Below are 26,017 nucleotides of genomic sequence, written 5' to 3'. Positions count from 1 at the left end.
CTATCGGCAGTCGACGCCCCGGAGATGGCGGGCAGTTTACCCGAGCGGCTCGTCCTGGGTCGCCCGTCGCCGCTGCAAGGCCTGCAAACGCTCGATGACGTAGCGCAGGTGCATGTGCAGCTGGTACAGCTCGTTGGAGTAGGACAGCGGCACCTCGACCTTCGACAGGCTGTCCTCCAGACGCTCCAGGCGCTGGATTTCACTGCCCAGGCGTTCCGGCAGGGTGCCGGCGTCCAGCTGCCGGTCGATCTCGCGCAGGTGCTTGTACCAGCGGTAGATGCGCGCACGGATGCGCCAGCGGTAGAGCGGTCCGACCGCCTTGAACAGGGGGATCAGCACCATCAGCAGGGGAATCAGCAGGATGATGTAGCGATCGGCCAGGGAAGCGATACGAAACGGCAGGTAGCGCTGCAGCAGCGGCAGGCCGTTGCGGTAGTAGTGCGCGGCGTCGCCGGACAAGGCAAAGGTACGCGGCTCGGCGCTGGGGAAGCTGCCGGCCGGGTCGAGCAGGCTGCCGTCCTTCATCACCTCCCGTGCCGCCTCGAGGATCAGCGGTGCCAGCCCCGGGTGGAAGTCCTGGTTGACCACCAGGGTGGCGACCGGCGAGAGGATGTCGGTGGCGCTGGCCGGTGCATTCAGGCCCAGGTTGAGCAGGCCCTCGGCGACCGTGACGCGCTTGAGGAAGGGCAGGTGCGCCTGGTAGGCCGCGGCGCGGCTGAAGTGCGCCAGCGTCAGCGAGGGCGTGGCGGCCAGGCGCTGGATGCGCGCATTCTCCGCCGGGCTGACGAAGAAGGCGGCGTCCAGCTCGCCGGCGATCAGGGCATCCGCGGCCTTGTTGCCGCCCAAGGGTTGCCAGCCGGCCGGGTACTGGTCAGCGGTAATGCCATTGGCGGCGAGCAGTGCTTCGCTGGCGGCGCGGGTGCCGCTGCCGACACCGCCCAGGCTCACCCGCAGGGCGTGCAGGTCGCTGAGTTGCTCGAAGCCGATGTCTGCCCGGTGAAACAGCCACAGCGGCTCCTGATACACCGCTCCCAGGCTTTCCAGGCGCGCGCGCTCGGCGGCCTCGAGCTGGCGCTCCAGGCCGCTCTGCACCAGCGCCATCTGCACCTGCGGCTCGGCGGTCAGCAGCCGTTGCAGGTTGTCCCGCGAGCCGGCGCTGGGCTGCAGGGTCAACTCGAAGCCCTGCTTGGCCAGCTCCGCCTTGAGCTTCTCGGCGAAGGCCCGGTAGCCGCCACCCTCCGCGCCGGTGGCCATGGTGGCGCTCATCGGCGGCGGCGGGGCGACGAAGTAGAACAAGGCGCCGACCAGGCCGGCCACCACCGGCACTATCCACAGGTTGGCCAGCAGAACGATCTTCAGGTCTTTGAGCACACGGCGCATGGGGCGTCCTTTCGGCGGGTTCGCCCCAAGCATAGAACCCACGGCCGCACGGGGTCACCCCTCCAGTCTAGGGCGAGGGATGCGTTGCACCGGGCAACCTGCGCGGCCGCAGGCTGCGAACGCCGTCGAGCAGCACGAGCAGGCCCAGCAAGCCCAGGGCGTACCAGGCGTCGTGGCCGAGCATGGCCAACACCCCGGTGCAGAGCAGGGTGCTGAGTCCAGCCAGCCAGAGCCACAGGCCCCTGAGCAGGTAGCAGCCGGCCGCCATGCTCAGCAGGTAGATCAGCACGAAGTTGCCGTTGGCGTAGCGGATCAGTTGGTCCACCGACAGCGACAGGCTCCAGGCCAGGGTGGCGCACAGGGCGCAGGCCGCCACCACCAGCAGCAGGGCGCGGCCGGGTACGCCGTGGCGATTGCGCTGGGCCATGGCCGCCGGCAGCTTGCCTTCGTCGGCCAGGCTCCAGATCAAGCGGGCAAAGCCCTGGATATACACGTTCATCGAGGCGAAGCAGGCCAGGTAGCCGACCAGCGCACTGAGCCAGCGCGCCTTCTCGCCCAGCAGCAGGTCGAGCATGCGCGGCAGCGAGGCGGCGTCCGAATGCACGTTGCCGTAGGCGTTGAAGCTCAGCACGGCGACCGAGCAGGCCCAGTACACCCCGCCGGCCAGCAGCACGCCGAGCAGCAGGGCCAGGGGAAAGTCGCGCTGCGGCCGCTTGAATTCCTCGCCCAGGTGGGTGAAGGCCTCGATGCCGACGAAGCACCAGAACATCACCCCCAGCGCCGCCGGCAGCAGCTGCCAGGAACCGGCGAGGGGCGGCAGCAGCGGCTGGCTGGCGCGCGGCAGATCACCCAGCCACCAGACCAGCGCGACGGTGGCGATGATCGCCAGGGCGATGGCGCCCTGCACCGCTCCGGAGGCCTTGGCCGGACGCTGGCCGAGCAGCAGGATGGCCGCCAGGGTGGCGAGCTGCACTGCCAGGAGCTGGCCATGGCCCAGGTCGAACAACACCTGCCAGAAGCCGCTGGCGATGTTCAGCGCCGCCGGCAGGCCGACCGGCAGCACGGCCAGGAACAGCCAGGCGCTGACGCGCTCCAGGCGCGGGCCGAAGGCGCGGCCGATCAGGTGCGGCGCACCGCCGGCGTGGGGAAAGCGGCGCCCCAGTTGGGCGAAGGTGAAGGCCACCGGCAGCACCAGGGCGATGAGGATCAGCCAGGCCCACAGCGACGCGTCGCCGGCGGCGGTGGCGGCCAGGGCCGGCACGACGAAGATGCCGGTGCCGAGCAGCGATGTGCTCAGCAGGCCGATGCCTTGTAACAGACCCAGTTCTTGGTTGAGGCGACTCATGATGTATGCTCGTGCGATCCTTTTCTGGCCCCGCCATGTTACGCCGCCTCGCGCCCCTCGATGGCTGGCGAAGCGCCGGCTTTGACCGGCAAAATGGCGGTATTGCCCGTCAATCCGTTCTTTGCGTGAGACCCCCGAGTGGACAAGTTCGATCAGCAGATCCTCGCCCTGTTGCGCGCCGATGCCCGTCTGGCCGTGAGCCAGATCGCCCGCGACGTCAATCTGTCACGCTCGGCGGTGAGCGAGCGCATCCGACATCTGGAGCAGGCCGGGGTGATCAAGGGCTACCACGCCCGGGTCGCCGAGCCGGCAGGCGCGGTGGTCAAGGCCTATCTGGAGCTGTTCTACCAGGGCGGGCGCTGCGAGAACTACGTGGCGCGCATGCGCAGTTTCAGCGAGATACGTCGCTGCAGCGGCATCAGCGGCGAGACCGACATGCTGGTGTATATCGAGGCGCCGTCCATGGAGCGGCTCAGCGAGATCCGCGGGCAGATCGAAAACTACCCCGGCATGCACAAGGTAAAGACCCACATGGTGGTCACGGATTGGCCGATGTGAGCGGTTCCATGCGCATCCTCCACACCTCCGACTGGCATCTGGGCCAGCACTTCATGGGCAAGACCCGCCAGGCCGAGCATCAGGCCTTCTGCACCTGGTTGATCGATCAGGTCCGCGAGCATGCCGTCGACGCGCTGCTGATCGCCGGCGACGTGTTCGACACCGGCGCGCCGCCCAGCTACGCCCGGGAGCAGTACAACCGCTTCGTCGTCGAGCTGTCCGCCACCGGCTGCGCGCTGGTGGTGCTCGGCGGCAACCACGACTCGGTGGCCATGCTCGGCGAGAGCAAGACCCTGCTGGAGCGCCTGGGGACCCGGGTGATTCCTGGCGTATGCGCGGACCTCGACGAGCAGCTGCTGGTGCTCGAACGCCGCGATGGTGAGCCCGGCGCCATTCTCTGTGGCATTCCCTTCATTCGTCCCCGCGATGTGCTGCTGAGCCAGGCCGGGCAGAGCGCGGCGGACAAGCAGGGCGCCCTGCAGCAGGCGATCCAGGCGCACTACCGCGACCTTTATGACCTGGCCGAGGCCAGGCGCGATGCGCTCGGCGGTCAGCTGCCGATCATCGCCACCGGGCATCTGACCACGGTCGGCGCCAGCGCCAGCGAGTCGGTGCGCGAGATCTACGTCGGCAGCCTCGAGGCCTTTCCCACCAGCGCCTTCCCGCCGGCCGCCTATATCGCCCTGGGGCATATCCACCGGCCGCAGAAGGTCGGCGGCCTGGCGCACATCCGCTACTGCGGCTCGCCGATCCCCTTGAGCTTCGACGAGGCCCGGCAGCTGAAGGAGGTGCTGCTGGTCGAGCTGGACGGGCAGGGCCTGGGAGCGGTCAGGGCACTGTCGGTGCCGCGCTTCCAGCCGCTGCTGTCGGTGGCTGGATCGCTCCAGGAACTGCAGCAGGCGATAGTCGAGGCGGCCGCCCAGGGCAGCGCCGAGCGGCCGGTTTGGCTGGAGGTCCGCGTGAGCGGCGACGATTACCTCAGCGACCTGCAGCAGCGCGTCGCCACGCTGTGCGAAGGCCTGCCGGTGGAGGTGCTGCGCATTCGCCGCGAGCGCGCCAATGCCGCCGTTGGCCTGCGCAGCCAGGGCCGCGAAACCCTGGATGAGCTGAGCGTGGAGGAGGTGTTCGCCCAGCGCCTGCAGCACGAGCAACTGGACGCGGCCGATGCACAGCGGCTGCAGGGGCTCTACCGCCAGGTGCTGGAGGCCGTGCAGGGCGAACGGACTGACTCCTAGCCAAGCGGGCTTTGCACCCCGGCAAAGGCCTGGCCCAGCACATGGGTATAGATCTGGGTGGTGCGCACATCGGCGTGGCCCAGCAAGGTCTGCACCGTGCGTATGTCGCTGCCGCGGCGCAACAGCTCGGTGGCAAAGCTATGGCGAAAGGTGTGGCAGCCGGCCGGCTTATGCAGGGCGCAGCGCCGCACCGCTTGCTTGACCGCCTTCTGGATGGAGCTGACATGGATGTGATGGCGCACCACGCGGCCATCTTCATCCATGCACAGGCCAGTGGAAGGAAACAGCCACTGCCACTCGAACGAACGCGCCGCATTCGGGTATTTGCGCCGCAGCGCGAAGGGCAGGCTGACGGGGGCCTGGTAGAAGCTGTCCTGCTGCTTCCAGGCCGCGAACATGCGCTGCCGGCGTTCCTGCAGCGGCGTGATCAGCGCGGCCGGCAGCAAGGTGGTGCGGTCCTTCGCGCCCTTGCCGTCGTGCACGGTAATCACCTGCTTGTCGAAATCCACATCCTTGATGCGCAGACGTGCCGCCTCTACCACTCGCAAGCCGGCGCCATACATGAGTGAGGCCAGCAATTGGTAGGGCTGACCCAGCAGGCCTATCAGCGCGGTCGCCTCGGCATGGGTCAGTACGCAGGGAATGCGCGCGGAACGCTTGGCCCGTACGACCTCGCCGACCTGGCCCAGTGGCTGTTGCAGCACCTTGTCGTAGAGAAACACCAAGGCATTGAGCGCCAGATTCTGGGTCGCGGCTGCCACCTTGCGCTCGACGGCCAGCCAGGTGAGAAAGGTATTCACCTCTGCCGCGCCCAACTCAAGAGGATGGCGCAACTGATGGAAGCGGATAAAGTAGCGGATCCAGTACCAGTAGGACTTCTCTGTGCGGATGCTGTAGTGATGCACGCGCATCACCGCTCTGACCTGCTCCTGCAGTCGGGGTTTGGAGGCTGAACTGTCCATTTCGGCATCCTGCTGGCTGTGTTTTTATACAGTAGTAATGGTAGGGCACGATAGAGAAGTCAAGCGAATACGCGTCTCGATTGACGAGGTATGGTTAACCCATTGATTTGCTTTTGATTTTTGTTGGGGGATAGGCAAAGTGATGCGGTGTTATGCAGAATTCTCTACTATCGGATTAACGCAGAATTCCATCTAATCACTGTTAAGTGTTTATGGATATATCACCGAAAACTAAAGAAGGTATCGTGGATATTAATATTCACGAATAGTCTCATGTCGAAGAGATTCTTAGTGAGTTGGTTCAGAGATTCGGCGATGAGATGAGCCGAGATAGTCTTAAGTCCTATTTAATCGAAAGACTTGAAGAAAAAATAGCCAGTCGAGAAGTTCTTTTTTACGAGCTTGATTACACCAGCAACTTTCAAAATGATGTATCGGTCGAGTATGGGCTTGAAAAGATACTTAATGAGGCGGTCTGGTGTCCTGATAATCAACCTAAATTACACGTGTATGGCGTCAACACTTAACAAGTTGCTGCATCCGACATTTTGGCTTACTTTCCGTTTTGGGGTGGCTCCGCCACTTTACCCCAAAACTCCATTCCAGCCAAAATTCGGCTGAGCAAAGCGTTAGTTGCCCAAAGACATCGAGGTATCCATGGATGAAATAAAGGAATGCAATAGCCGGAATATTCCGCTTCCCATTCAAAGAGAGGTAAGACAGCGTTGCGGCTTTGGTTGTGTGATATGTGGCATGCCTTTATATGAGTATGAGCATATGGAAGAATGGGCTCAAGTAAAGCGCCATATTGCTGAAGAAATAACTCTTCTTTGCGATCAGCATCATCGTGAGAAAACGGGTGGTCTTCTGCCAAAAGAAGCTGTGAGGGAGGCCAACTCATCACCTTTCAATCTTAAAGAAAATGCGTCAAAACCATACGACCTCCACTTTTCTGGGAAGCAGGCTTGTGTTGAAATTGGTGGCAACAGCTTTACCTGTGAAGATCAGGGTTACGGGACAGCGATGGCGCCAATTAGTGTTGACGGTACTCCTCTAATCGGACTGATTCTAGCCGATGGTCATTTCTTGTTAAATTTGGTTGTATTTGATGAAGTTAATAACCCAATTCTGCATATAAAAAATAACCAGCTGTTCTATTCAACAGAACCATGGGACATTCAGCTGGTAGGAACAACCTTGACTGTCAGGGAAGCTCACCGAAAAATACTTATTGAAATAGACTTTCAACCACCTAATAAGGTTGTAATAAATCGTGGTCGTTTCCTTCACAATGGCGTCGAAATCTTGGTGCGACCCACTAATATTCTAATAACTAATAATGCAACGGTGTTACAAGGCTGCCATGCTCATAATTGTTCTGGTGGCCTGCTCATTGGGTATCATAAGCATCAAATAGGCGGTTTTATGGCTCTTGGTGGAGTTTCTCGATATCTCGGCGATAGAAAAGAAGCTCTAAAATTTGAAAAAGAATGTCTAGCTAAAGATAGGGTTCTATCTAGTGACAGCAACTAACAAGTGCAGCTTGCCGGACTTGGGTAAACTGTCACCTTTTTCGCGCTGCGCAGCAAAAAAGCCGCCAGCTTACCCAAGCCGCAACTGCAAGCGTTAGAAGGCAATATGGATACCGAGCGATTCCCCAAGATAATCCAACAAATCTATAGCTTGGTATCTGAGCTTGAAGTTATGTTTGAAGGCCGGCATTTCACCCCTGACGGTCACATGGTCGGAAGTATTGGCGAAGCTCTAGCTGCGCATTACTATGGTCTTCAGCTTCTTACCGCTTCATCGAAAGGTCGCGACGCAATAAAAGACGGAAAATCAATCGAAATAAAAGCCACGCAAGGCTCAAGCGTGGCTTTCAGATCATCTCCTGAATACGTTCTTGTTCTTAAAATCCATAAAGATGGAAGTTTTACAGAAATATATAATGGCCTTGGTGATCGCGTGTGGCGTAATTTTGAAGGGCGGAAACCACCAACTAACGGGCAGTTTCAAATAACAATTAATAGGCTAATCGCCCTAAATACCTTAGTAGAGCCGCACGAACGCATTCAGCGTGTAGCCTTCTAACAAATGGTTCAAGTCGCTCGCTTCGCTCACTCGGGACGGGCTAAAGCCCGCCCCTTAACCAAACGTTAGGCACAAATTGAATTCGGAAATGGCGCATCAGGATGAAGCGAGTTGCTCAAATATCGTATGCAGTGGCCGGAGCCTGCTTTGCAGTCACTCTTACCATGGCAACAACACCAGAGTGGTGGGACCAACACTCTGGTATAGCGCTAATGCTAGGGCTCAGCATGCCACTATGTATTGTAGGAGCATGGCTTTCGGAGTTCCGGATAGAGCCGCGAAAGATATTTGGTTTTCACCTCATTTCGCATTCACCGGAAGCAATGGCGATCGCAGCGATGGGAGGTATAGGTCTAGGGATGGTCACGCTCACGCTATTCTTGTTTAGCCTATCCCAAAATTTGGCATTCGGCTTCATTCTTGGTGCCGGCATTCTGAGCGTTTTTACCGGAATTAACGAGGTACCTGTTCGAGACTCGGAGTCGCCGGAGTAATCTATGCCTAACCATTCATTCAAGTTCGTTCCCGGCCTGGCGGCCGTCCACCGGACGCCCCAGTCGGGCGCCGCTTAATATTGGCGTTAGGGCACAAGGAAGCACATCGAGAGTATGAAAAGAGTATTTAGAATTGTATTTTTACCTATCGTTAGCATAGCGGCGATTTTCTATCTTTTTGTCCTGCCAGCTTTAGTTGCATCTGGAACAATGGAGATTTCCGTAGGCAATACAGCGTTTGCCGCATTTATGTTATTCCAGCTTTGGATGTTAATTGCCGAATTTGCTTACGAATCCGCAGCTGCTGTGTTCCACTTTGAAAGAAAACGACTTTTTAGCTTTTTAGATTTACATCGCTATGAGGAAAAGGGCGTAGAGAAAAAGAGTGGATTTGGAGTTCTATTTTTAGCATTTCTTTCATTCTTGTTCATGGTATATGGGTTTGGAGTGATATATACGTTTATCTCAAACATTACCGAAGATGCTTTCTCTAGCGGAACTCTTTCTTTTATCGATGGGGTGTATTTTTCATTAGTAACAGCAACAACTGTCGGTTACGGAGATATTACGCCCACGAGTGGATCATCCAGGTTGGTGGTAATGTTTCAAATTATTCTGAGTTTGGCTTATGTGGTAATGCTTTTTTCATCTGCAGTCAGCTACGTGCGTGAAGAATCGCAAAGCCCTAACAAGAAAAAGCAGCCGGACGCATAAATGCGCCGCTGTTTTTGGCGTTATATGCTGATCTAGCCATGAAGTATAAAAACATCAAGTCTGCAATTCATAACTTTGGCCATAGCTTTGTCAGCTTAATGAATTACGTTGATCAAGATTACGTCATTGATGAAATTGGTAAAATTCATAATCAGGGATACGACATCGAAATAAACTGGCTAACAAGAGAGTTCAGTCCAGCTCAGCTTGAGTCAGAAAGAATCAAGAAATCAATTGGCTATTGGGGCGATTCCTTAAAAAAACATTGTTCATCCCACAATGTGAATCTGGAAAGTCTTTCATCTTTATTGCTTGTATGGCCTGCCAGCCAAAGCAAATATATGCAGGCCATCGACAACAAAGGCACAGAGCACAAAATTTATATCAATGAAGCATCGTGATACGCATATAACAATTGGTTCAAATCACTCGCTTCGCTCCTTGGGACGGGCTAAAGCCCGCCCCTTAACCAAACGTTAGGTGTCAAAGGAGTTCTCAGTGACAAGTGAAAACACCATACCGCTTATTACGAAAACGGCATTTAACTGCCCTCATTGCGGCGCCTACACTACGCAGCATTGGTATCAGCTTGTAGCTGACGCATACGGCGAGAAACATAGAACACCATCCATACCAACATTGGAAATGATTGAGGAGTTCAAGGCTGACAGAGAAATACCGAAGGAAACCAGAGACAACTTGGTGTCATTTTGCGAAAAAATGCTCCGTGAAAAACCCTTCTTTGAAAACAACAACAACAGTCTATACAGCCGCCCTATCGTTCAAAACTGCAACATTTCCGAGTGTTACAACTGCAAAGAAATATCAGTATGGGTCCATGACCATATAGTCTACCCAAATACAAAAATCGACATCCCCGCCAACAACGACCTTCCCGAGCACATTAAACAGCTCTTTGAAGAAGCCAGAGAAATTGTCAGCTGTTCACCAAAAGGAGCTGCTGCACTATTAAGGTTGTGCGTCCAGTATCTCTGCAAAGAGCTAGGAGAAAGCGGGAAAAATATTGACAAGGATATAGCGGCTCTTGTAGCAAAAGGGTTGAATCCTCTAATCCAAAAAGCTCTAGACGTTGTCCGAGTTATTGGGAACGAGTCAGTTCACCCTGGCGAAATAAATCTTAACGACAACAAAGAAATAGCCGTAAAACTTTTTGGACTCGTCAATATAATTTGCGAGCAAATGATTTCCCAGCCTAAGCAAATAAATGAACTTTACAGTGATTTGCCAAAAGCAAAATTAGAGGGCATTGAGAAACGGGACGCAAAATCAAAACCTGATGAGTAGAGCACCTAACAACTGGTATATGGACGCTCCCCACAAGCAGTGAGGAATCGCTTTTCAAGCCTGTCGTCAGTGCGGTTGCATTCGTATATCCGGCCTGTTGTGGGCTGTAATGCCCTGGCCATTCTGTAGTTCGCACAGCGGGGGCCAAGCGTTCAAACGATCCCGAAGATCAGCATTGTTATCGGCCTTGTTCCGCTGCAGGACTCGCCTGTTTCGACAGTCTCGCCTCTCACCACAACCACTGGAAAACCTGCATTCCCTCCTGATTACTCCCGCCGTCAGGCGGGCCTGGCGCTGGGCCAGTCACCGCTGAAACGTCGCTCGTGGCACCACACCGCCCAGCAGATCCGTACCAGCTTGTTGGCCAGGGCCACCGCCGCCTTGTTGTGGCCGATACGCTCGGCCGTCGCCAACGCCCATCGCTGCAGGTGGGTCAGGCGTTCGGGCGTGCGCGCCTGGCAACGCCTGGCCGCCAACAGGCTGGCGCGCGAGCCGTGAACCAGCAGGGTGCGCACATAGACGTTACCCTTGCAGCTGATGCGCCCCAGGCGCCGGCGCAGGCCGCTGCTGTGTTCGCTCGGGGTCATGCCCAGCCAGGCGCTGAGCTGGCGCCCGTTGGCGAAGCGTTCAGGCTGGCCGACCGCGGCTTTCAGGGCGCTGGCGGTGAGCAGGCCGATGCCGCTGACCTCGTCGAGCTTGTGCACGATGGCGTCGTCGGCGTGCAGCCGTGCCAGTTGCTGCTCGCACTCGTGCATCGACTGTTCGTACAGGCTGATCTCGGCCAGCACCACCTGCAGCGCGCCGCGCAGGGCGCCGACCTCCGGCCGCTCGACCAGTTCGCCGGCCTGGCGCAGAAAGGCCCGCGGGCCGTCGGCGACCTGCAGGCCGGCCTCGCGCAAGATCCCGCGCAGCAGGTTGATGCGCTGCACCCGCGACTTTTTCCAGGCCTCGCGCAGCTTGTGCAGTTGCTGCAACTGCTGCTGTTCCAGGCTCTTCACCGGCACCGGGCGCATGCCCCGGCAGCGCCCGGCCTCGAGGATGGCCTCGCAGTCGTTGCGGTCGGTCTTGCTGCCGCGCCGGTAGGGCCGCACATGGCGCGCATGCAGCAGCACCACCCGATGCCCGCGCGCCTGCATCAGCCGCCCCCAATAGTGCGCCGTGCCACAGGCCTCCATCAGCCACTCGACCGACTCGGCCTGCTCCTGTATATATCGCCCGAACGCCTCACGACTCAGCCGCCTGTGCTGACTCACCACGCCGGCACGGACACTCTCGGCAACTTGGTAAACGGACTTGGCCAGATCAACCGCTATGCGTTTCATCACACCCTCCCAGCGAACAGTCAGCACCGCTATCGGTATAGAAGCGTGGCGCGGGGAGTGTCCATTACAGCATTCAAATCGCTCGCTGCGCTCACTGGGACGGGCTAAAGCCCGCCCCTTAACCAAACGTTATGCACTTAGCTTGGGCTGCACATGAATATCTCGATAACAACAGATAACTGCGATTTAAAAAATTGGTATCTGATCGAAGAGTCCGCCAACAGCGAAGTTATATTAAAGCTGGAAATTGAGCAGATTATCAGCGTTCAATCACGCAACGAAAAGAAAACCGAAATCTGCAGAGCAATACAAGAAGAGCTCTCTAAATTTGCATGGATTGTTGCGGGAAGCGTAAATGTAGAATTCACGTGGTATCTTCACGGCGTTGATCGCCAAGAAACAGATAAAGTTGGCGACATTGACAACATAACAAAACCTATACTTGATGCGCTAACTGGAGCCAGAGGCATTCTCATCGATGATTCTCAAATAGGGTCGCTACACACATTCTGGCAGTCCCGCAACGAGAACACCACATTCAATGTCTTATATATACGAATTTCAATAAATAACGACACCTGTCTAGAAAAGAAAAATCTGCACTTCATTCAATATGCAGGACCTGTCTGCTTACCCATAAATATTGATTTCAATGAGCCTGTCAGCATCCTTGCAGCTTTGTTTCTAGTGAAAACACGGAGAAAGCACCGTGCTGCCGCACGAAAAATAAGAGACCTGGGTGGCAATGCAGACCGTATGTTTGTCAATTCGGACTGGGATATACATAGAACTCGTCTTAATGGCTTTGAAAAAGACAGCGTATTGTCCGAGCAAGAATTAAAAAACAGGTGTTTTCAAAATGGATTCACTTGGAGAGCACTTCGCGCTCTTTGGAAACCGAAAAAAGTGCACGCATAACAACAGGTATATGGACGCTCCCCACAAGCAGTGAGGAATCGCTTTTCAAGCCTGTCGTCAGTGCGGTTGCATTCGTATATCCGGCCTGTTGTGGGCAGTCATGCCCTGGCCATTCTGTAGTTCGCACAGCGGGGGCGAAGCGTTCAAACGATCGCGAAGATCACACTTGTTATCGGCCTTGTTCCGCTGCAGGACTCGCCTGAATCCGTGCATGAAGCGTCTGCGCCAGTCCCCCATCGATGGCAGAATGGCCGTTTTCCGACGTTCCCCGACCCTGACATGAAAATCCTCAGCCTGCGCCTGAAGAACCTCAATTCGCTCAAGGGTGAGTGGAAGGTGGATTTCACCACCGAACCCTTCGCCGGCAACGGCCTGTTCGCCATCACCGGGCCGACCGGTGCCGGCAAGACCACCTTGCTCGATGCCATCTGCCTGGCCCTGTACCACCGCACCCCGCGCATGAGCACGCTGTCGGCCAGCGGCAACGAGCTGATGACCCGGCACACCGCCGACTGCCTGGCCGAGGTCGAGTTCGAGGTCAAGGGCGTCGGCTACCGCGCGTTCTGGAGCCAGCGCCGGGCCCGCGACAAGGTCGACGGCGCGCTGCAGGCGCCCAAGGTGGAGCTGGCCGCGGCCGACGGGCAGATTCTCACCGACAAGGTGGGCGAGAAGCTGCGCGAGACCGAGCGCCTTACCGGTCTGGATTTCGAGCGCTTCACCAAGTCCATGCTGCTGGCCCAGGGCGGCTTTGCCGCGTTCCTGGAGGCCAATGCCAACCAGCGCGCCGAGCTGCTGGAGGAGCTGACCGGCACCGACATCTACGGGCAGATCTCCCAGCGGGTGTTCGAGCAGACCCGCGAGGTCAAGGCGGCCCTGGATCAGCTGCGCGCCCGGGCCGAGGGCGTGGAGCTGCTCGGCGACGAGCAGCGCGACGAACTCCAGGCCGAGGCCGAGCGCCTCGGCGCCGATGAGGGGCACCTGGGCGCCGAGCAGGTCGAGCTGCAACGCCAGCTGCGCTGGTACGAGGACCTGACCAAGGCGCAAGCCCAGCAACAGACGGCCGCGCAGGCCGAGCAGCAGGCCCAGGCCGCGTGGCAGGCGGCTGCGCCGCAACTGGCGCGGCTGGCCGCCAGCGAGCCGGCGACCGAGCTGCAGCCGGCCTATCGCGAGTGGCAGCGCGCCCGTCAGCAGTTGCAGGGCAGCCAGGCCGAGCTGCAGCTGGCCGAGCAGGGGCTGCGGGAGATGGCCGAGCATCTGTGCGAGTCGGCCTGGCGCGGCGAGCAGCGGAGCCAGCAGGCGTTGCAGGCGCAGCAGCAGGCGTTGCAGCAACTGGTCGAGCGCCAGACCGAGCTGTCGCAGCGCCTGGCCGCACACCCGCTGCGGGCTCGGTTGGGCGAATGTCTCGGAACCTGGCGTGGGCAGTTCGCCGCGCTGGACAAGGGGCGAGCGGATACGCGCGAGCTGCAGGCCAGCCAGCAGCAGCTGAGTCGACAGCTCGACGAGCTGGCGCAGGCGCTGCGCCAGCAGCAGGCCACGCTCCAGGCTGCGCAGGCGGCGCGAAACCAGGCGCAACAGGCCCATGCCAGCCAGCAGGCGCAGCTGCATGGGCTGCTGGATGGCCAGGACGACGCCGCCCTGCGCGGGCAATGGCAGCAGCTGCTCGAGCAGGGGCGTCAGCTGGAGCGCCTTGAGCAGCTGACCGGGGAGCGTCGGCAGCTGGCCGCGCAGCTCGCCGCGCTCGAGCCGCAGCTGGCGCAGCAGCAGGCCGAACGGACCCGGCTGGGGGCAAAGCGGGATGAGTTGCGCAGGCGCTTCGGCGAACTGCGCCAGCAGATCGAGGACAAGCAGAAACTCCTCGAACAGGAGCGGCGCATCGAGCAGCTCGAGCATTACCGCGCCGCCTTGCAGCCGGGCGAAGCCTGCCCGTTGTGCGGCGCCCGCGAGCACCCGGCGATTGCCGAGTACCAGGCGCTGGACCTGTCGGCCACCGCGCAGGCGCTGCAGGAGAAGCGGCAGGCGCTGGAGCAGGTGCATGGCCAGGGTGACGAGCTGAACCGCCAGTTGGCCCGGGTCGAGGCGCAGATCGAGCAGGCCCGGCAGAACCGCGAGCGCTGCCGGGAGGAGATGCGGCAGGCCGAGGAACGCTGGCAGCAGGGATGCCGGCAAGCGCAGCTGTCGGCGGACGATGAAACGGCGCTTGCCGCCGCGCTACAACGCAGCGCCGCGCGCCAGGCCGCCCTGCAGGCGCGTCTCGATCAGCTCGATGGCTGCAAGGGCACGCTGCAGCAGACGGGCGATGAGCTGCAGCGGCGCGACCAGGAATTGGCCGCCTGCGGCAATCGCCTGGCCATGCTGGAAAAGGATCGGCTCAACCTGCAGCAGACATCGGAGGCCGGCGGCACGCGACTGGAGCAGCTGGGCGCCGCTTTGGAAACAGAGCGCCAGCGCCTGGGCGAGAGCCTGGCCGAGCTGGGTTATGCGCTGCCGGAAGAGGGCGTCGCCTGGCTTCAGGCGCGGGAGCAGGAGTGGCAGACCTGGCAGCAGGATCAGCAGCGCCTGCGCGAACTGACCCAGGAGCAGGGCGAGCAACGCCACCGGCTGACCCGCGGGCAGGAGCTGGCCGAGCTGTGGCAGCAGCGTTGGCGCGAGCAGCAACGCGCAGCACTCGCACCGCTGGCGCCGGCGGCCGATCCGCAGGCCGAGGTGCAGCGGCTACAAGGCGAGTGGGAACAGGCGCAGCAGCGTCATCTCCAGCTGCAGGGCGGCGCCCAGTCGCTGCAGCGGCGCCTCGCGGTCGAGCGCCAGGCCCAGGAGGCGGCCGCCGACGCCTGGCAGGCGGCGCTGCAGGCCAGTCCGTTTGGCGACGAAGCGGCCTTCCTCGCGGCCGTGCTGGACGAGTCGCAGCGCCGCGCATTGCGCGAGCTGCACGCGCGCCTGCAGCGTGCGCTGAACGAGGCCCAGGCCTTGGCCCAGGCGGCCATGCAGCGACTGGCCGAGCAGCAAGCCGGTGCCGAGCACACAAGGCCGCGGGAACAGCTGGAGGCGCGCCTGCTGGAGGTCAGCGGGCAACTCAAGGGTCTGAGCCAACGCCAGGGCGAAATCCGTGCGCTGCTGCAGGGCGATGCCGCGCGGCGGCTGAATCAGCAGGCGCTGTTCGCGGCGATCGACGCCCAGCAGGCCGACTACGACCTGTGGCAGCAGCTCAACAGCCTGATCGGCTCGGCCGACGGCGCCAAGTACCGCAAGTTCGCCCAGGGCCTGACCCTCGATCATCTGGTCTACCTGGCCAACCGGCAGCTCGAGCGCCTGCATGGCCGCTACCAGCTGGCGCGCAAGGACGGCGGCGAGCTGGAGCTGCAGGTGATCGACACCTGGCAGGCGGATGTGGCCCGCGACACCCGGACGCTGTCCGGCGGCGAGAGCTTCCTGGTCAGCCTGGCCCTGGCCCTGGCGCTGTCCGATCTGGTCAGCCACAAGACCAGCATCGACTCGCTGTTTCTCGACGAAGGCTTCGGCACCCTCGACGGCGAAACCCTGGAGGTAGCCCTGGATGCCCTCGACAGCCTCAATGCCAGCGGCAAGATGATCGGGGTGATCAGCCATGTCGAGGCGCTCAAGGAACGCATCCCGGTGCAGCTGAAGGTGCACAAGGGCATCGGCATGGGCTACAGCGGCCTGGATTGCCGCTTTGCCTGCTAATTGGGCGCCGGCGGCCGGCCGCAGTCATTAGCTATGACGGCTGCGTGGCGCTGCTCGGGTGACGGGGCGCCCAGTCGGGACTGTGGCCGTGCAGGCCGTTGTCGGTCTTGAACGCCTGCCAGTCGAAGGACCGGGCTAACTGCTCGGTCCGCTCCGCTGCCAGAGGCCGGGAGATCAGGTATCCCTGCATCCAGTCGCTGCCGACCTCGCTCATGTTGAAGAACTGCTCGGTCGTCTCCACTCCCTCGGCGATGACCTTGAGGCCCAGGCGTTGCGCCAGCGCCGCCAGCGTCTGGCAGATGGCCTGGCCCTGTTCGGTGGCGGTGTCGATGACGAAGCTGCGATCGATCTTGAGCACGTCCAGCGGCAGTTGGCGCAGGTAGCTGAACGATGAGTAGCCGGTGCCGAAATCGTCCAGGGCTATCTTCACGCCGGTCTTGCGCAGCTCGTGCAGCAGGCGGATGTTCGCCTCCGGATGCTGCATCAGCATCGACTCGGTCAGCTCCAGGCTCAAGTTTCCAGGCGAGATGCCAGCCCGGCGGATGGTGCTTTGTAGGGTTTCGGCAAAGCCCGGCTGGGTCAATTGTCTGAGCGATACGTTGACGCACATGTGTTCGATCCCCGAGCCGGCGTCCTGCCAGGCCTTGAGCTGACGGCAGGCGGTCTCCAGAACCCATTGGCCGACCTCGAGAATCAGCGCCGATTGCTCCAGCAGGGTGATGAAGTCTGCCGGATAGATCAGGCCCAGGGTCGGGTGCTGCCAGCGGATCAGCGCCTCGACGCAATCGATCCGGCCGCTGGCCAGGTTCAGTTCGGGCTGGTAGTGCAGGACGAACTGCTTCTGGGTCAGGGCCGAGTGCAGGTCGGTGAGCAACTGCAGGCGCTGCCGCGACTTCTCGTCGAGGTCCTGCTGGAACACCACCGTCTGTCCGCGTCCCTGGCGCTTGGCCAGGTACATGGCGGTATCGGCGCTGCGCAGTAGCAGCGGACCGTCGCTGCCATGCTCTGGATGGACCGCGATGCCGATGCTGGCGTGTACGTAGACCTGGTCCTGGCCCAGGTCGATGGGCTCGAGCAGGCTGGCCTGCAGGCGTTCGGCGATGCCCAGTATCTGCTCGAGGCCAGGTTGGTTGGGTAGCAGTACGAGGAATTCGTCACCGCCCAGGCGACCGACCATGGCGCTGTGCTCATCGGCCGGCGCGGCCTCGTTGTGCAGCTGGAACAGCTGATCCGAGGTGCGCAGGCTGTGCACGAAGCGCTGCGATACCTCGATCAGCAGTCGGTCACCGATCTGGTGGCCGAGGGTGTCGTTGACTTCCTTGAAGTCGTCCAGGTCGATCATCAGCACGCCGTACTGGCTGTTCCCGGGCTGCTGCCGATCGAGGGCGTGCGACAGGTGCTCGGCCACCAGGCGGCGGTTGGGCAGGCCGGTCAGGGCGTCGTAGTTGGCCATGCGGGTGAGCGTGCGAGTCGACTTGCGCTGCACCGCGAAGACCCGCTCCACCGCCAGGCCGAGTCCGGCCAGCAGCAGGCTGAGCAGGCCGAGGCGCTGCCACATGTCGCGCTGGATCGGGGCGATGGCGCTGTCGAGGTGGGCCGTCGACTTGTAGCGGTGCAGGTGCCAGGCCGAGGAGTAGGGCAGCTCGAGCGTCTGTTCCAGATGAATCGCCGGCTGCTCCAGGCCGCCGAGAAAGCGTGGCAGGCTGGCGCTGCGCCGGTCCATGATGCGGTCGCCGGTTTCGCGGTTTTCCAGCACGTACTCGGCGGGCGCGGTGCTCAGGTCGGTGTGACGCTGGGCCAGGAGCCGCTTGTCCAGTTCGGTGATGGGCAGACGCGGCCAGCCCAGCAGCGCGGCTTCCAGCACGTTGGCGCGCAGCACGGCGGTGACCAGCCCCTTGAACTGCTTGCTGGACAGGTCATAGACCGGCACGGACAGCAGCAGACCGTGACTGTCGCGCTCGTCGCCGTTGGCCAGCGAGGTGTACTGGGAGTTGTCGCAGGTACGCAGCAGCGCCGAGGTAACCGCGGCGATGCCATTGGGCGCCTCCACAGGCAGCAGTGGCGCGTGGCGGCGCAGGTGGTCCAGCTGCTGGACGTACTCCATATATTCGGCAGCCTCGTATTCCTCGGGCTCGTCGGCGTCATGGGTCGGCTCCGCCTCCTTGGCCAGACCGATGCGCTCGAGCAGCACTTCGTCGAACATCAGGAAGGGCACCTGGCCCTGCTCGGGATCGAAGCCGTCGTACACCAGATAGATTTCCGAGACGTCGATGTCGGCGGCGATGTGGTTGTACAGCTGCTGGATGATGGTGGTGTCGCGGTCGCTGAAGTAGCCCTGTTCGACCACGTCTTCGTCGGTGTTGGCGCGGTTGTGCGGCACGGCGGCGCGCACCGCCGGCAAGAGCGAGACGGTCCTGATGGTGAGGTAGGTGCGCTCGAGCATCCCGGCCAGCGTTTGCGCCATGGCCCGGGTCTCGAGGCTCATTTCCTTGCGGATCTTGGCTTCGGTGTCGACGATCATCTGCCGGGCGTCGCGATAGATGGCCAGCGAGCCGATCAGCCATAGCAGGACGAAACCGGCGGTGATCGAGTGTCCGCGCCACTCGCGAAGCCGACGCCTCGTCTTGGGCCTTGCTTTGCTGCGAGCGGGGTCACTGCTCATGGCTCCAGCCACTCCCTACACCTGAGACTGCGTATTGGTGATTTGATTTATGCAGCGGTCCGCTTTGTAGCCGGCTCGGCCATTCTGGACGTGCCGGTGGCACGGGAACTTATAGCGTAGCTGCCAGGTGCCTGCCCAGCGATGAGGCGCGCGCTGATGCGTCGATGCCGCAGGCCTGAGCGAATCGTGCGCGGACTTGGCCGGCGCGCTGCGCCGCTTGTGCATTCTAGCTAGCCGCTGGGCGCGGGTTGACGGGCTTCGGGTCGATCTCCAGCACCGGCCGATATATCGAGGCATTTGCGTGGCCGGGTGGTTGCGGCACCGGCATACTGCTGGTTTGAGGCGTGGTCGGTGCGGGCCGGCGCAGCTGTCATTTCCATGGAGGTCGGGGCCCCTGTGATCAGCCTATTTCTAGTCAACAGCCTGGTGGTGATCGGTGCCGTGGTCATCCACTACGAATTCCTCTTTCGACTGACAGTACTGTTGCCGAAACTACGGGTCCGTCACCGCTTCCGCATTGTGCTGGGGGTCTGCGGCGCGCTGCTGGCCCACGCGGTCGAGGTGTGGATCTTCGCCTTTGCCTATTTCCTCATGCATGACGCCGAGGGCTGGGGGCGCCTGGCGGGCAACTTCGACGGCAGCCTGATGGATTGTGTGTATTTCTCCTTCACCACTTTCACCACCCTGGGCTTCGGCGACATCGAGCCGCTGGGTGAGCTGCGCTTCCTGACCGGTATCGAGGCCCTGACCGGGCTGGTGCTGATCACCTGGACCGCGTCTTTCCTGTTCGTCGAGATGCAGCGTTTCTGGCGCTCGAGCTAGGCGTCCAGTGCGCGTCGTACTCGACGCGTACGCCGCGGTCAGGGGCTATTGCCAGCGCGCCTGGCGCCAGGCCTGCCGCTGCTGCGGGTCGAGGAAGGTCCAGGCGACGAAGCGGCTCTGCTTCTGGCCCTGGGCCATTTCCACGGTGCGCACGTCGCGGGCGCCGGCCTTCTGCAGGGCAGCATGGACGCCGGGCAGGTTGCTGGCCTTGGACACCAGGCTGCTGAACCACAGCACCTGCTCCGGGTGCTGCGCGCTTTCGCGGATCAGCCGGCCGATAAAGGCCGCCTCGCCGCCCTGGCACCAGAGTTCGGCGGCCTGGCCGCCGAAGTTGAGCACCGGCAGTTTGCGCTTGGGATCGAGCTTGCCCAGGTTGCGCCATTTGCGCTTGCTGCCGCTGGCCGCTTCGGCCGCCGAGGCGTGGAAGGGCGGGTTGCACAGGCTCAGGTCGAAACGCTCGTCGGCCTGCAGCAGGCCCTGGAAGATGTGCTCGGCGTGATCCTGCTGGCGCAGTTCGATGGCTTCGCTCAGGCCGGGGTTGCTCTGCACGATGGCCCGGGCCGAGGCGATGGCGCTGGCGGCGATGTCGGCGCCGAGGAAGCGCCAGCCGTATTCGTGATGACCCAGTAGCGGGTAGATGCAGTTGGCGCCGACGCCGATGTCCATGGCGTGGACCCGGGCGCCGCGGGGAATCTCGCCGCCGTTGCCCTCGGCCAGCAGGTCGGCCAGGTAGTGCAGGTAGTCGGCGCGGCCGGGGATCGGCGGGCACAGGTAGTCCGCCGGGATATCCCAGTGCGCTATGCCGTAGAACTGCTTGAGCAGGGCGCGGTTGAACACCTTCACCGCCTCCGGGTTGGCGAAGTCGATGCTCTGCTTGCCATAGGGGTTGAGAATGACGAAGGCGGCCAATTCCGGACTGGCCTCGATCAGCGCCGGGAAGTCGTAGCGGCCCTGGTGGCGGTTGCGCGGGTGCAGCTGGCCCTTGTCGGCCTGGGCGGCGGGCTGGGACGGTGTGGGGCGCGAGGGTCGGCGAGGCATGGCAGTCCGCTTGGGCGAGTGCAGGACCGGGCATTATTCACAATGGGGCGGCCCTGGCTAGCTCTGGGCGATATTCAGCCACATCGCCAGGTAATCGAAGAACAGGCAATACAGGGCAATCGGCAGCGGCAGCCCCAGCAGGGTGCCGAGCAGGTAGTGGCGAAAGCGCACCCCGGACAGGGCGAGGCTGTAGTTGAGCGCCGGCACGGTCTGGAACAGCATGCGCAGGGCGACGATGCTGGCCAGTGGACGGCGGTCGAGTTGCGCCAGCAGACGCTGGGCCAGGGGACTGTCGAGCTTGCGCAGGGCATTGCCGCCGAGCAGGCGGATGATGAAAAAGGTGAATACGCAGGAAAAGCTGGCAGCCAGGTAGGTGGCCAGTCCCCCGTGGACCCGACGCAGCGCCAGCACTGCGGCGGCGAGGAACAGCCAGCCGGGAATCTGGGTCAGGTTGCCCAGGGCGAACAGCAGGCTGAACAGCAGCAGGCCGATCACCTGGTGCATCAGGATCAGCTCCTGGAGCATCTGCAGGTTGAACCGGGCGCGCAGGCCCATGGCCTCGAACGCCCCATACAGGCCGACGAGAAACAGCAGCACCAGCAGCAGACGAAGAGAGCCGCGCATGTCGCTCTCCGGTTCAGGGATACCCGAGTATGGACTTGATCCGCCCCAGGTGGCTGGCGATCCACTGCGGATCGATGGGGCCCCAGTCGCGTATCACGTAGTGGCCGGCGTTGTTGCGCTCGCCCTGCTGCTGAACGAACTCGCAGTTAATATCCAGGTCGGCCAGCGCCGTCAGGGTGTCCTGGGCGGTGCGCCGTGGCATGCCGGTGGCCGCCATCAACGCCGGCACGCTGGTCGCGCTGCCGCTGTCGATCAGCCAGGCCACGTAGATGCGACGGTAGAAACTGCTACGGGTTTTGCTGATTTCCATGGCATGCACCTTGAGAAAGGCAACGGGTGCCTGGTGAGGCACCCGTTGGCGCGCCTGAGCTAGAGGGCGAAGATGGCCATATAGGTCATCGCGCCGGCGATATAACCGGCAAAGGCCAGACCGGTAATGTACTTGAGGTACCAGAGAAAGTTGATTTTCTCCATGCCCATGGCGGCTACGCCGGCTGCCGAGCCGATGATCAGGCAGCTGCCGCCGGTGCCGGCGCAGTAGGCGAGCATCTCCCAGAAGTTGCCGTTGACCACGAAATTGCTCAGCCACGGCACGTCAGCGGCCGCGGCCTCTGCCAGGGCCTGCGGGCTGACCAGCGGGTACATCTTCATGGCGCCGGCGACCATTGGCACGTTATCCACGAGGGCCGAGAGCAGGCCGATGGAAATGGCGATGCTGTAGATGTTGCCCAGGCTGTCCTTGAGGTAGGTGGCCACCTCGAGCAGGTGGCCTGCGGTCGACAGGCTGGAGACCGCCAGCAGGATGCCGAGGAAGAACAGTACGCTGGGTACGTCTACGCGGCGCAGTACGCCGACCACCGAGAGGGGGTCTTTATCCTCGCTGTTCTTGCTGCGGTGGATGATTTCGGTGGTGATCCAGAGGATACCCAGTCCGAAGAGTATGCCCATGTAAGGCGGCAGTCCGGTGACGGTCTTGAACACCGGGACGAAGACCAGGGCAGCCAGGCCCAGGCAGAACACCAGATTGCGTTCGAAGGGGGTGGTGGGGTCGCGGCGGCTTTCGAGGCTTTCCTTGAGCTTGGGCGACTTGATATCGCCCTTGAGTACGAAGCTCATGATGATCAACGGGACCAGCAGGCACACCAGGCTCGGCACGATCAACTTGACTACGATACCGCTGGCGGTGATCTGGTGGCCGATCCACAGCATGGTGGTGGTGACGTCGCCGATCGGCGACCAGGCGCCGCCGGCGTTGGCGGCGATCACCACGATGCCGGCGTAGAACCAGCGTTCGTGCTGGTCGGCGATCAGCTTGCGCAGCAAGGAGATCATGACGATGGTGGTGGCCAGGTTGTCCAGCGCGGCGGACAGGAAGAAGGTGATCAGCCCGACCAGCCAGAGCAGGTGTACGCGCTTGGTGGTGCGGATGCGGTCGGTGATGACCTTGAAACCTTCGTGGGCGTCGATCAGTTCGACAATGGTCATGGCCCCCATCAGGAAGAACAGGATTTCCGAGATCTCGCCGAGGTGATGGCGCAGTTCGCTCACTGCATAGTGAGCACTGTCGCTACTGCCATGCTCCAGGGCGGCGGCAATCAGGGGGGTGATGCTTTCGGCGCCGAGCACCAGCACGGTCCAAGCCATTACGGCGGTCAGCAGGGCCGAGGCGGCCTTGTCGATCTTCAGCGGGTGCTCGAGGGCGATACACAGGTAGCCGAGTATGAATATCAGGGCCATGAGGGCGTACATAGGTGGGTTCCCGTCAGCAGGTTGTTGTTATTCGGGTCTGAAAGCGGCGGGGAGCATGCCTCAACCACGGGGGTTATGGAAAGGCTTGCGCCGCCGTGGGTGCCCTGTGGCGAACCTCTAGGCTCGGCCACAGATGCAAAAAGGCCCGCACGAAGCGGGCCTTTGGGTTGCCTTAGAGGCTGGCGATGCGGGCGCGCTGGTCGACCAGCTTGCCCAGGGCCTGTTCCGCCTCGGCCAGCTTGGCGCGCTCCTTGTCGAGCACCTCGGCCGGTGCCTTGGCGACGAAGCCCTCATTGGCGAGCTTGCCGCCGACCCGCTTGACCTCGCCGTCCAGACGGGCGATTTCCTTGTCCAGGCGCGCCAGTTCGGCATCCTTGTCGATCAGCCCGGCCATCGGCACCAGCACCTGCATGTCGCCGACCAGGGCGGTGGCGGACATCGGCGCTTCTTCGCCGGCCGCAAGCACCCGTACCGATTCGAGCTTGGCCAGCTTGTTCAGCAGCGGCAGGTTGTCGGCCAGGCGACGCTGGTCTTCGTCGCTGGCGTTCTGCAGGATGATGTCGATGCGCTTGGCCATGGAGATCTTCATCTCGCCACGGATCTGCCGCAGGCCCAGCATCAGCTGCTTGACCCACTCGATGTCGCCTTCGGCGGCGGCGTCGATGCGGCTTTCATTGGCCACCGGCCAGGCCTGCAGCATCAGGGTGGCGCCGTCCTTGCCGGCCTGCGCCTTGATCCGCTGCCAGATCTCTTCGGTGATGAACGGCATGAACGGGTGGGCCAGGCGCAGCGCCACTTCCAGCACCCGGATCAGCGTGCGGCGGGTGCCGCGCTGGCGCTCGAGCGGTGCGTTCTCGTCCCACAGCACCGGCTTGACCAGCTCCAGGTACCAGGCGCAGTACTCGTCCCAGATGAACTCGTACAGCGCTTGCGCCGCCAGGTCGAAGCGGAACGCGTCGAGCTGGCGGGTCACTTCGGCTTCGGTGCGCTGCAGGGCGGAGATGATCCAGCGATCGACCGAGGACAGCTCGACCTCCTCGCCGTTGACGCCACAGTCCTGGCCGTCGGTGTTCTCCAGGACGAAGTTGGCGGCGTTCCAGATCTTGTTGCAGAAATTGCGGTAACCCTCGACCCGGCCCATGTCGAACTTGATGTCGCGGCCGGTGGAGGCCAGCGCCAGGTTGGTGAAGCGCAGGGCGTCGGTGCCGTAGGCGGCGATACCCTCGGGGAACTCGGCGCGGGTCTGCTTGGCGATCTTCTCCGCCAGCTTGGGCTGCATCATGCCGCTGGTGCGCTTCTCCAGCAGGGCGTCGAGGCTGATGCCATCGACGATGTCCAGCGGGTCGAGCACGTTGCCCTTGGACTTGGACATCTTCTGGCCAAGGCTGTCGCGAACCAGGCCGTGCACATACACGGTCTTGAACGGGATCTGTCCGGTCAGGTGGGTCGACAGCATGATCATCCGGGCGACCCAGAAGAAGATGATGTCGAAGCCGGTGACCAGCACGTCGGTGGGGTGGAAGGTCTTCAGGTAGTCGGTCTGCTGCGGCCAGCCGAGGGTGGAGAAGGTCCACAGGCCGGAGCTGAACCAGGTGTCCAGCACGTCCTCGTCCTGGCGCAGGTTGGCGTCGCCGAGGTTGTGGGTGGCGCGCACTTCCGCCTCGTCACGGCCGACATAGACGTTGCCGGCGTCGTCGTACCAGGCCGGGATGCGGTGGCCCCACCACAGCTGGCGGCTGATGCACCAGTCCTGGATGTCACGCATCCAGCTGAAGTACATGTTCTCGTACTGCTTGGGCACGAACTGGATCTCGCCGCTTTCCACCACGGCGATGGCTTTCTCGGCCAGCGGCTTGGTGCTGACGTACCACTGGTCGGTCAGCCACGGCTCGATGATGGTGCCGGAGCGGTCGCCTTTCGGCACCTTCAACGCATGCTCGTCGATTTTCTCCAGCAGGCCGGCGGCTTCAAATGCAGCAACGATCTGCTTGCGCGCGATGAAGCGGTCCAGGCCGGCGTACTCGGCCGGCAGGCTGCCATCCACTTCGGCGTTGACGCTGCCGTCGATGTTGAACACCTGGGCGGTGGCCAGTACCGCGGCGTTCTTGTCGAAGATGTTGATCAGCGGCAGGTTGTGGCGCTTGCCCACTTCATAGTCATTGAAGTCGTGGGCCGGGGTGATCTTCACGCAGCCGGTGCCGAACTCGGGATCGCAATAGTCGTCGGCGATGATCGGAATGCGCCGGCCGACCAGGGGCAGCTCCACATAGGTGCCGATCAGCGCCTTGTAGCGCTCGTCTTCCGGATGCACGGCCACGGCGGCGTCGCCGAGCATGGTTTCCGGGCGGGTGGTGGCGACGATCAGGTAGTCCTTGCCGTCGGCGGTCTTGTGACCATCGGCCAGCGGGTAGCGCAGGTTCCACAGCGAGCCTTTCTCGTCGTGGTTCTCCACTTCCAGGTCGGAGATGGCGGTGTGGAACTTGGTGTCCCAGTTGACCAGGCGCTTGCCGCGGTAGATCAGGCCGTCCTGGTGCAGGCGCACGAAGGCTTCCTTGACCGCCTCGGACAGGCCCTCATCCATGGTGAAGCGCTCGCGCGACCAGTCGACCGAGCTGCCCAGGCGGCGGATCTGCCGGGTGATGGTGCCGCCGGACTGCTCCTTCCATTCCCAGACCTTCTCCAGGAATTTTTCGCGGCCCAGGTCGTGGCGGCCGATGCCGTCGGCGGCCAGCTGGCGCTCGACCACCATCTGGGTGGCGATGCCCGCATGGTCGGTGCCCGGCTGCCACAGGGTGTTGCGGCCCTGCATGCGGCGGAAGCGGATCAGCGCATCCATGATCGCGTTGTTGAAGCCATGGCCCATGTGCAGGCTGCCGGTAACGTTCGGCGGCGGGATCATGATGGTGTAGGGCTCGCCCGAACCCTGTGGGGCGAAATAATTGTTCGCCTCCCAGTTCTCATACAGGGCGGTTTCAATGGCGTGCGGCTGGTAGGTCTTGTCCATGCGCGGCGGGACCCTTTTGACGGCTGATCGGAAAAGCCGGCAAGTATAACGGGGAAGGCGTGGGGGGCGTAAGGCCGCGCGCGGGGAAGCTGACT

Annotated in this window: 20 protein-coding genes; 10 read left to right on the top strand and 10 right to left on the bottom strand. The window is 61.8% G+C overall.

The window, feature by feature from the left end; genetic code table 11:
* Window positions 1–36: 36 nt before the first annotated feature.
* Window positions 37–1,380 carry a TAXI family TRAP transporter solute-binding subunit gene (locus tag KDW96_RS06865; protein WP_255839687.1) on the bottom strand — a complete coding sequence of 448 codons (1,344 nt, stop codon included), beginning with the start codon at window positions 1,378–1,380 and terminating at the stop codon, window positions 37–39.
* A gap of 67 nt (window positions 1,381–1,447) precedes the next feature.
* Complete coding sequence (gene yjeH / locus KDW96_RS06860) at window positions 1,448–2,725, bottom strand: L-methionine/branched-chain amino acid transporter (RefSeq protein WP_255839686.1); 1,278 nt, start codon at window positions 2,723–2,725, stop codon at window positions 1,448–1,450.
* Between the two features lie 138 nt (window positions 2,726–2,863).
* Between yjeH and KDW96_RS06855 the strand changes: the two genes are divergently transcribed.
* Complete coding sequence (locus tag KDW96_RS06855; RefSeq protein WP_255839685.1) at window positions 2,864–3,283, top strand: Lrp/AsnC family transcriptional regulator; 420 nt, start codon at window positions 2,864–2,866, stop codon at window positions 3,281–3,283.
* 8 nt (window positions 3,284–3,291) lie between these two features.
* On the top strand, window positions 3,292–4,518 hold the full coding sequence (sbcD, locus tag KDW96_RS06850; protein WP_255840492.1) for an exonuclease subunit SbcD: 1,227 nt from the start codon (window positions 3,292–3,294) through the stop codon (window positions 4,516–4,518).
* On the opposite strand, the gene KDW96_RS06845 is transcribed toward sbcD, so the two are convergent.
* Complete coding sequence (locus KDW96_RS06845) at window positions 4,515–5,480, bottom strand: integron integrase (protein ID WP_304665576.1); 966 nt, start codon at window positions 5,478–5,480, stop codon at window positions 4,515–4,517. The two genes, sbcD and KDW96_RS06845, sit on opposite strands and share 4 nt — an antisense overlap.
* Before the next feature lie 657 nt (window positions 5,481–6,137).
* On the opposite strand from KDW96_RS06845, the gene KDW96_RS06840 reads away from it, so the two are divergent.
* The 5 genes from KDW96_RS06840 to KDW96_RS06820 all read left to right on the top strand — a co-directional run bounded on the left by KDW96_RS06840 (window position 6,138) and on the right by KDW96_RS06820 (window position 10,084).
* Window positions 6,138–7,013, top strand: a complete 876-nt coding sequence (locus KDW96_RS06840) for a hypothetical protein (RefSeq protein WP_255839684.1) — start codon at window positions 6,138–6,140, stop codon at window positions 7,011–7,013.
* A gap of 105 nt (window positions 7,014–7,118) precedes the next feature.
* On the top strand, window positions 7,119–7,571 hold the full coding sequence (locus KDW96_RS06835; RefSeq protein ID WP_255839683.1) for a DUF6998 domain-containing protein: 453 nt from the start codon (window positions 7,119–7,121) through the stop codon (window positions 7,569–7,571).
* 608 nt (window positions 7,572–8,179) lie between these two features.
* Window positions 8,180–8,779 carry a potassium channel family protein gene (locus KDW96_RS06830; protein WP_255839682.1) on the top strand — a complete coding sequence of 200 codons (600 nt, stop codon included), beginning with the start codon at window positions 8,180–8,182 and terminating at the stop codon, window positions 8,777–8,779.
* Between the two features lie 38 nt (window positions 8,780–8,817).
* Complete coding sequence (locus tag KDW96_RS06825) at window positions 8,818–9,180, top strand: hypothetical protein (RefSeq protein ID WP_255839681.1); 363 nt, start codon at window positions 8,818–8,820, stop codon at window positions 9,178–9,180.
* Window positions 9,181–9,277: 97 nt separating this feature from the next.
* Window positions 9,278–10,084 carry a DUF4145 domain-containing protein gene (locus KDW96_RS06820; RefSeq protein ID WP_255839680.1) on the top strand — a complete coding sequence of 269 codons (807 nt, stop codon included), beginning with the start codon at window positions 9,278–9,280 and terminating at the stop codon, window positions 10,082–10,084.
* A 278-nt stretch (window positions 10,085–10,362) separates the two neighbouring features.
* Here KDW96_RS06820 and KDW96_RS06815 read toward each other — a convergent pair whose 3' ends face one another.
* Window positions 10,363–11,406: an IS110 family RNA-guided transposase gene (locus KDW96_RS06815; protein WP_255839679.1), complete on the bottom strand. Its 1,044-nt coding sequence runs from the start codon at window positions 11,404–11,406 to the stop codon at window positions 10,363–10,365.
* A 153-nt stretch (window positions 11,407–11,559) separates the two neighbouring features.
* Here KDW96_RS06815 and KDW96_RS06810 point away from each other — a divergent pair, with 153 nt between their 5' ends.
* Window positions 11,560–12,324 carry a RusA family crossover junction endodeoxyribonuclease gene (locus KDW96_RS06810; protein ID WP_255839678.1) on the top strand — a complete coding sequence of 255 codons (765 nt, stop codon included), beginning with the start codon at window positions 11,560–11,562 and terminating at the stop codon, window positions 12,322–12,324.
* 279 nt (window positions 12,325–12,603) lie between these two features.
* Window positions 12,604–16,023: an AAA family ATPase gene (locus KDW96_RS06805; protein WP_255839677.1), complete on the top strand. Its 3,420-nt coding sequence runs from the start codon at window positions 12,604–12,606 to the stop codon at window positions 16,021–16,023.
* 31 nt (window positions 16,024–16,054) lie between these two features.
* Here the strand turns inward: KDW96_RS06805 and KDW96_RS06800 are convergent, their stop codons facing one another.
* Window positions 16,055–18,685, bottom strand: a complete 2,631-nt coding sequence (locus tag KDW96_RS06800; RefSeq protein WP_255839676.1) for a putative bifunctional diguanylate cyclase/phosphodiesterase — start codon at window positions 18,683–18,685, stop codon at window positions 16,055–16,057.
* 396 nt (window positions 18,686–19,081) lie between these two features.
* Between KDW96_RS06800 and KDW96_RS06795 the strand changes: the two genes are divergently transcribed.
* Entirely contained in the window at window positions 19,082–19,507 is a 426-nt protein-coding gene (locus tag KDW96_RS06795) for a potassium channel family protein (protein WP_255839675.1), read from the top strand.
* 45 nt (window positions 19,508–19,552) lie between these two features.
* Here the strand turns inward: KDW96_RS06795 and rlmF are convergent, their stop codons facing one another.
* From rlmF to KDW96_RS06770, 5 genes are all read right to left on the bottom strand, one after another.
* On the bottom strand, window positions 19,553–20,545 hold the full coding sequence (rlmF, locus tag KDW96_RS06790) for a 23S rRNA (adenine(1618)-N(6))-methyltransferase RlmF (RefSeq protein ID WP_255839674.1): 993 nt from the start codon (window positions 20,543–20,545) through the stop codon (window positions 19,553–19,555).
* 57 nt (window positions 20,546–20,602) lie between these two features.
* The gene (locus KDW96_RS06785; RefSeq protein ID WP_255839673.1) at window positions 20,603–21,169 is read right to left on the bottom strand and encodes a VTT domain-containing protein; all 567 of its coding nucleotides are present in this window, start codon (window positions 21,167–21,169) and stop codon (window positions 20,603–20,605) included.
* Window positions 21,170–21,182: 13 nt separating this feature from the next.
* Entirely contained in the window at window positions 21,183–21,479 is a 297-nt protein-coding gene (locus tag KDW96_RS06780; RefSeq protein ID WP_255839672.1) for a winged helix-turn-helix domain-containing protein, read from the bottom strand.
* 59 nt (window positions 21,480–21,538) lie between these two features.
* Window positions 21,539–22,918, bottom strand: a complete 1,380-nt coding sequence (gene nhaD, locus KDW96_RS06775; protein WP_255839671.1) for a sodium:proton antiporter NhaD — start codon at window positions 22,916–22,918, stop codon at window positions 21,539–21,541.
* A gap of 172 nt (window positions 22,919–23,090) precedes the next feature.
* Complete coding sequence (locus KDW96_RS06770; RefSeq protein WP_255839670.1) at window positions 23,091–25,922, bottom strand: valine--tRNA ligase; 2,832 nt, start codon at window positions 25,920–25,922, stop codon at window positions 23,091–23,093.
* Between the last annotated feature and the right edge of the window lie 95 nt (window positions 25,923–26,017).

The organism is Pseudomonas benzenivorans (genome assembly GCF_024397895.1).
Classification (GTDB): Bacteria; Pseudomonadota; Gammaproteobacteria; order Pseudomonadales; family Pseudomonadaceae; genus Aquipseudomonas; species Aquipseudomonas benzenivorans_A.
This window is presented reverse-complemented; position numbering and strand designations above follow the sequence as displayed.

Excerpts from the sequence above, each read along its gene's own strand:
- KDW96_RS06865 (WP_255839687.1), bottom strand. The coding sequence starts at position 1,380 with ATGCGCCGTGTGCTCAAAGACCTGAAGATCGTTCTGCTGGCCAACCTG.
- KDW96_RS06825 (WP_255839681.1), top strand. The coding sequence starts at position 8,818 with ATGAAGTATAAAAACATCAAGTCTGCAATTCATAACTTTGGCCATAGC.
- yjeH (WP_255839686.1), bottom strand. The coding sequence starts at position 2,725 with ATGAGTCGCCTCAACCAAGAACTGGGTCTGTTACAAGGCATCGGCCTG.
- nhaD (WP_255839671.1), bottom strand. The coding sequence starts at position 22,918 with ATGTACGCCCTCATGGCCCTGATATTCATACTCGGCTACCTGTGTATC.
- KDW96_RS06780 (WP_255839672.1), bottom strand. The coding sequence starts at position 21,479 with ATGGAAATCAGCAAAACCCGTAGCAGTTTCTACCGTCGCATCTACGTG.
- sbcD (WP_255840492.1), top strand. The coding sequence starts at position 3,292 with ATGCGCATCCTCCACACCTCCGACTGGCATCTGGGCCAGCACTTCATG.
- KDW96_RS06800 (WP_255839676.1), bottom strand. The coding sequence starts at position 18,685 with ATGAGCAGTGACCCCGCTCGCAGCAAAGCAAGGCCCAAGACGAGGCGT.
- KDW96_RS06770 (WP_255839670.1), bottom strand. The coding sequence starts at position 25,922 with ATGGACAAGACCTACCAGCCGCACGCCATTGAAACCGCCCTGTATGAG.
- KDW96_RS06845 (WP_304665576.1), bottom strand. The coding sequence starts at position 5,480 with ATGGACAGTTCAGCCTCCAAACCCCGACTGCAGGAGCAGGTCAGAGCG.
- KDW96_RS06835 (WP_255839683.1), top strand. The coding sequence starts at position 7,119 with ATGGATACCGAGCGATTCCCCAAGATAATCCAACAAATCTATAGCTTG.
- KDW96_RS06805 (WP_255839677.1), top strand. The coding sequence starts at position 12,604 with ATGAAAATCCTCAGCCTGCGCCTGAAGAACCTCAATTCGCTCAAGGGT.
- KDW96_RS06840 (WP_255839684.1), top strand. The coding sequence starts at position 6,138 with ATGGATGAAATAAAGGAATGCAATAGCCGGAATATTCCGCTTCCCATT.
- KDW96_RS06815 (WP_255839679.1), bottom strand. The coding sequence starts at position 11,406 with ATGAAACGCATAGCGGTTGATCTGGCCAAGTCCGTTTACCAAGTTGCC.
- rlmF (WP_255839674.1), bottom strand. The coding sequence starts at position 20,545 with ATGCCTCGCCGACCCTCGCGCCCCACACCGTCCCAGCCCGCCGCCCAG.
- KDW96_RS06785 (WP_255839673.1), bottom strand. The coding sequence starts at position 21,169 with ATGCGCGGCTCTCTTCGTCTGCTGCTGGTGCTGCTGTTTCTCGTCGGC.
- KDW96_RS06810 (WP_255839678.1), top strand. The coding sequence starts at position 11,560 with ATGAATATCTCGATAACAACAGATAACTGCGATTTAAAAAATTGGTAT.
- KDW96_RS06830 (WP_255839682.1), top strand. The coding sequence starts at position 8,180 with ATGAAAAGAGTATTTAGAATTGTATTTTTACCTATCGTTAGCATAGCG.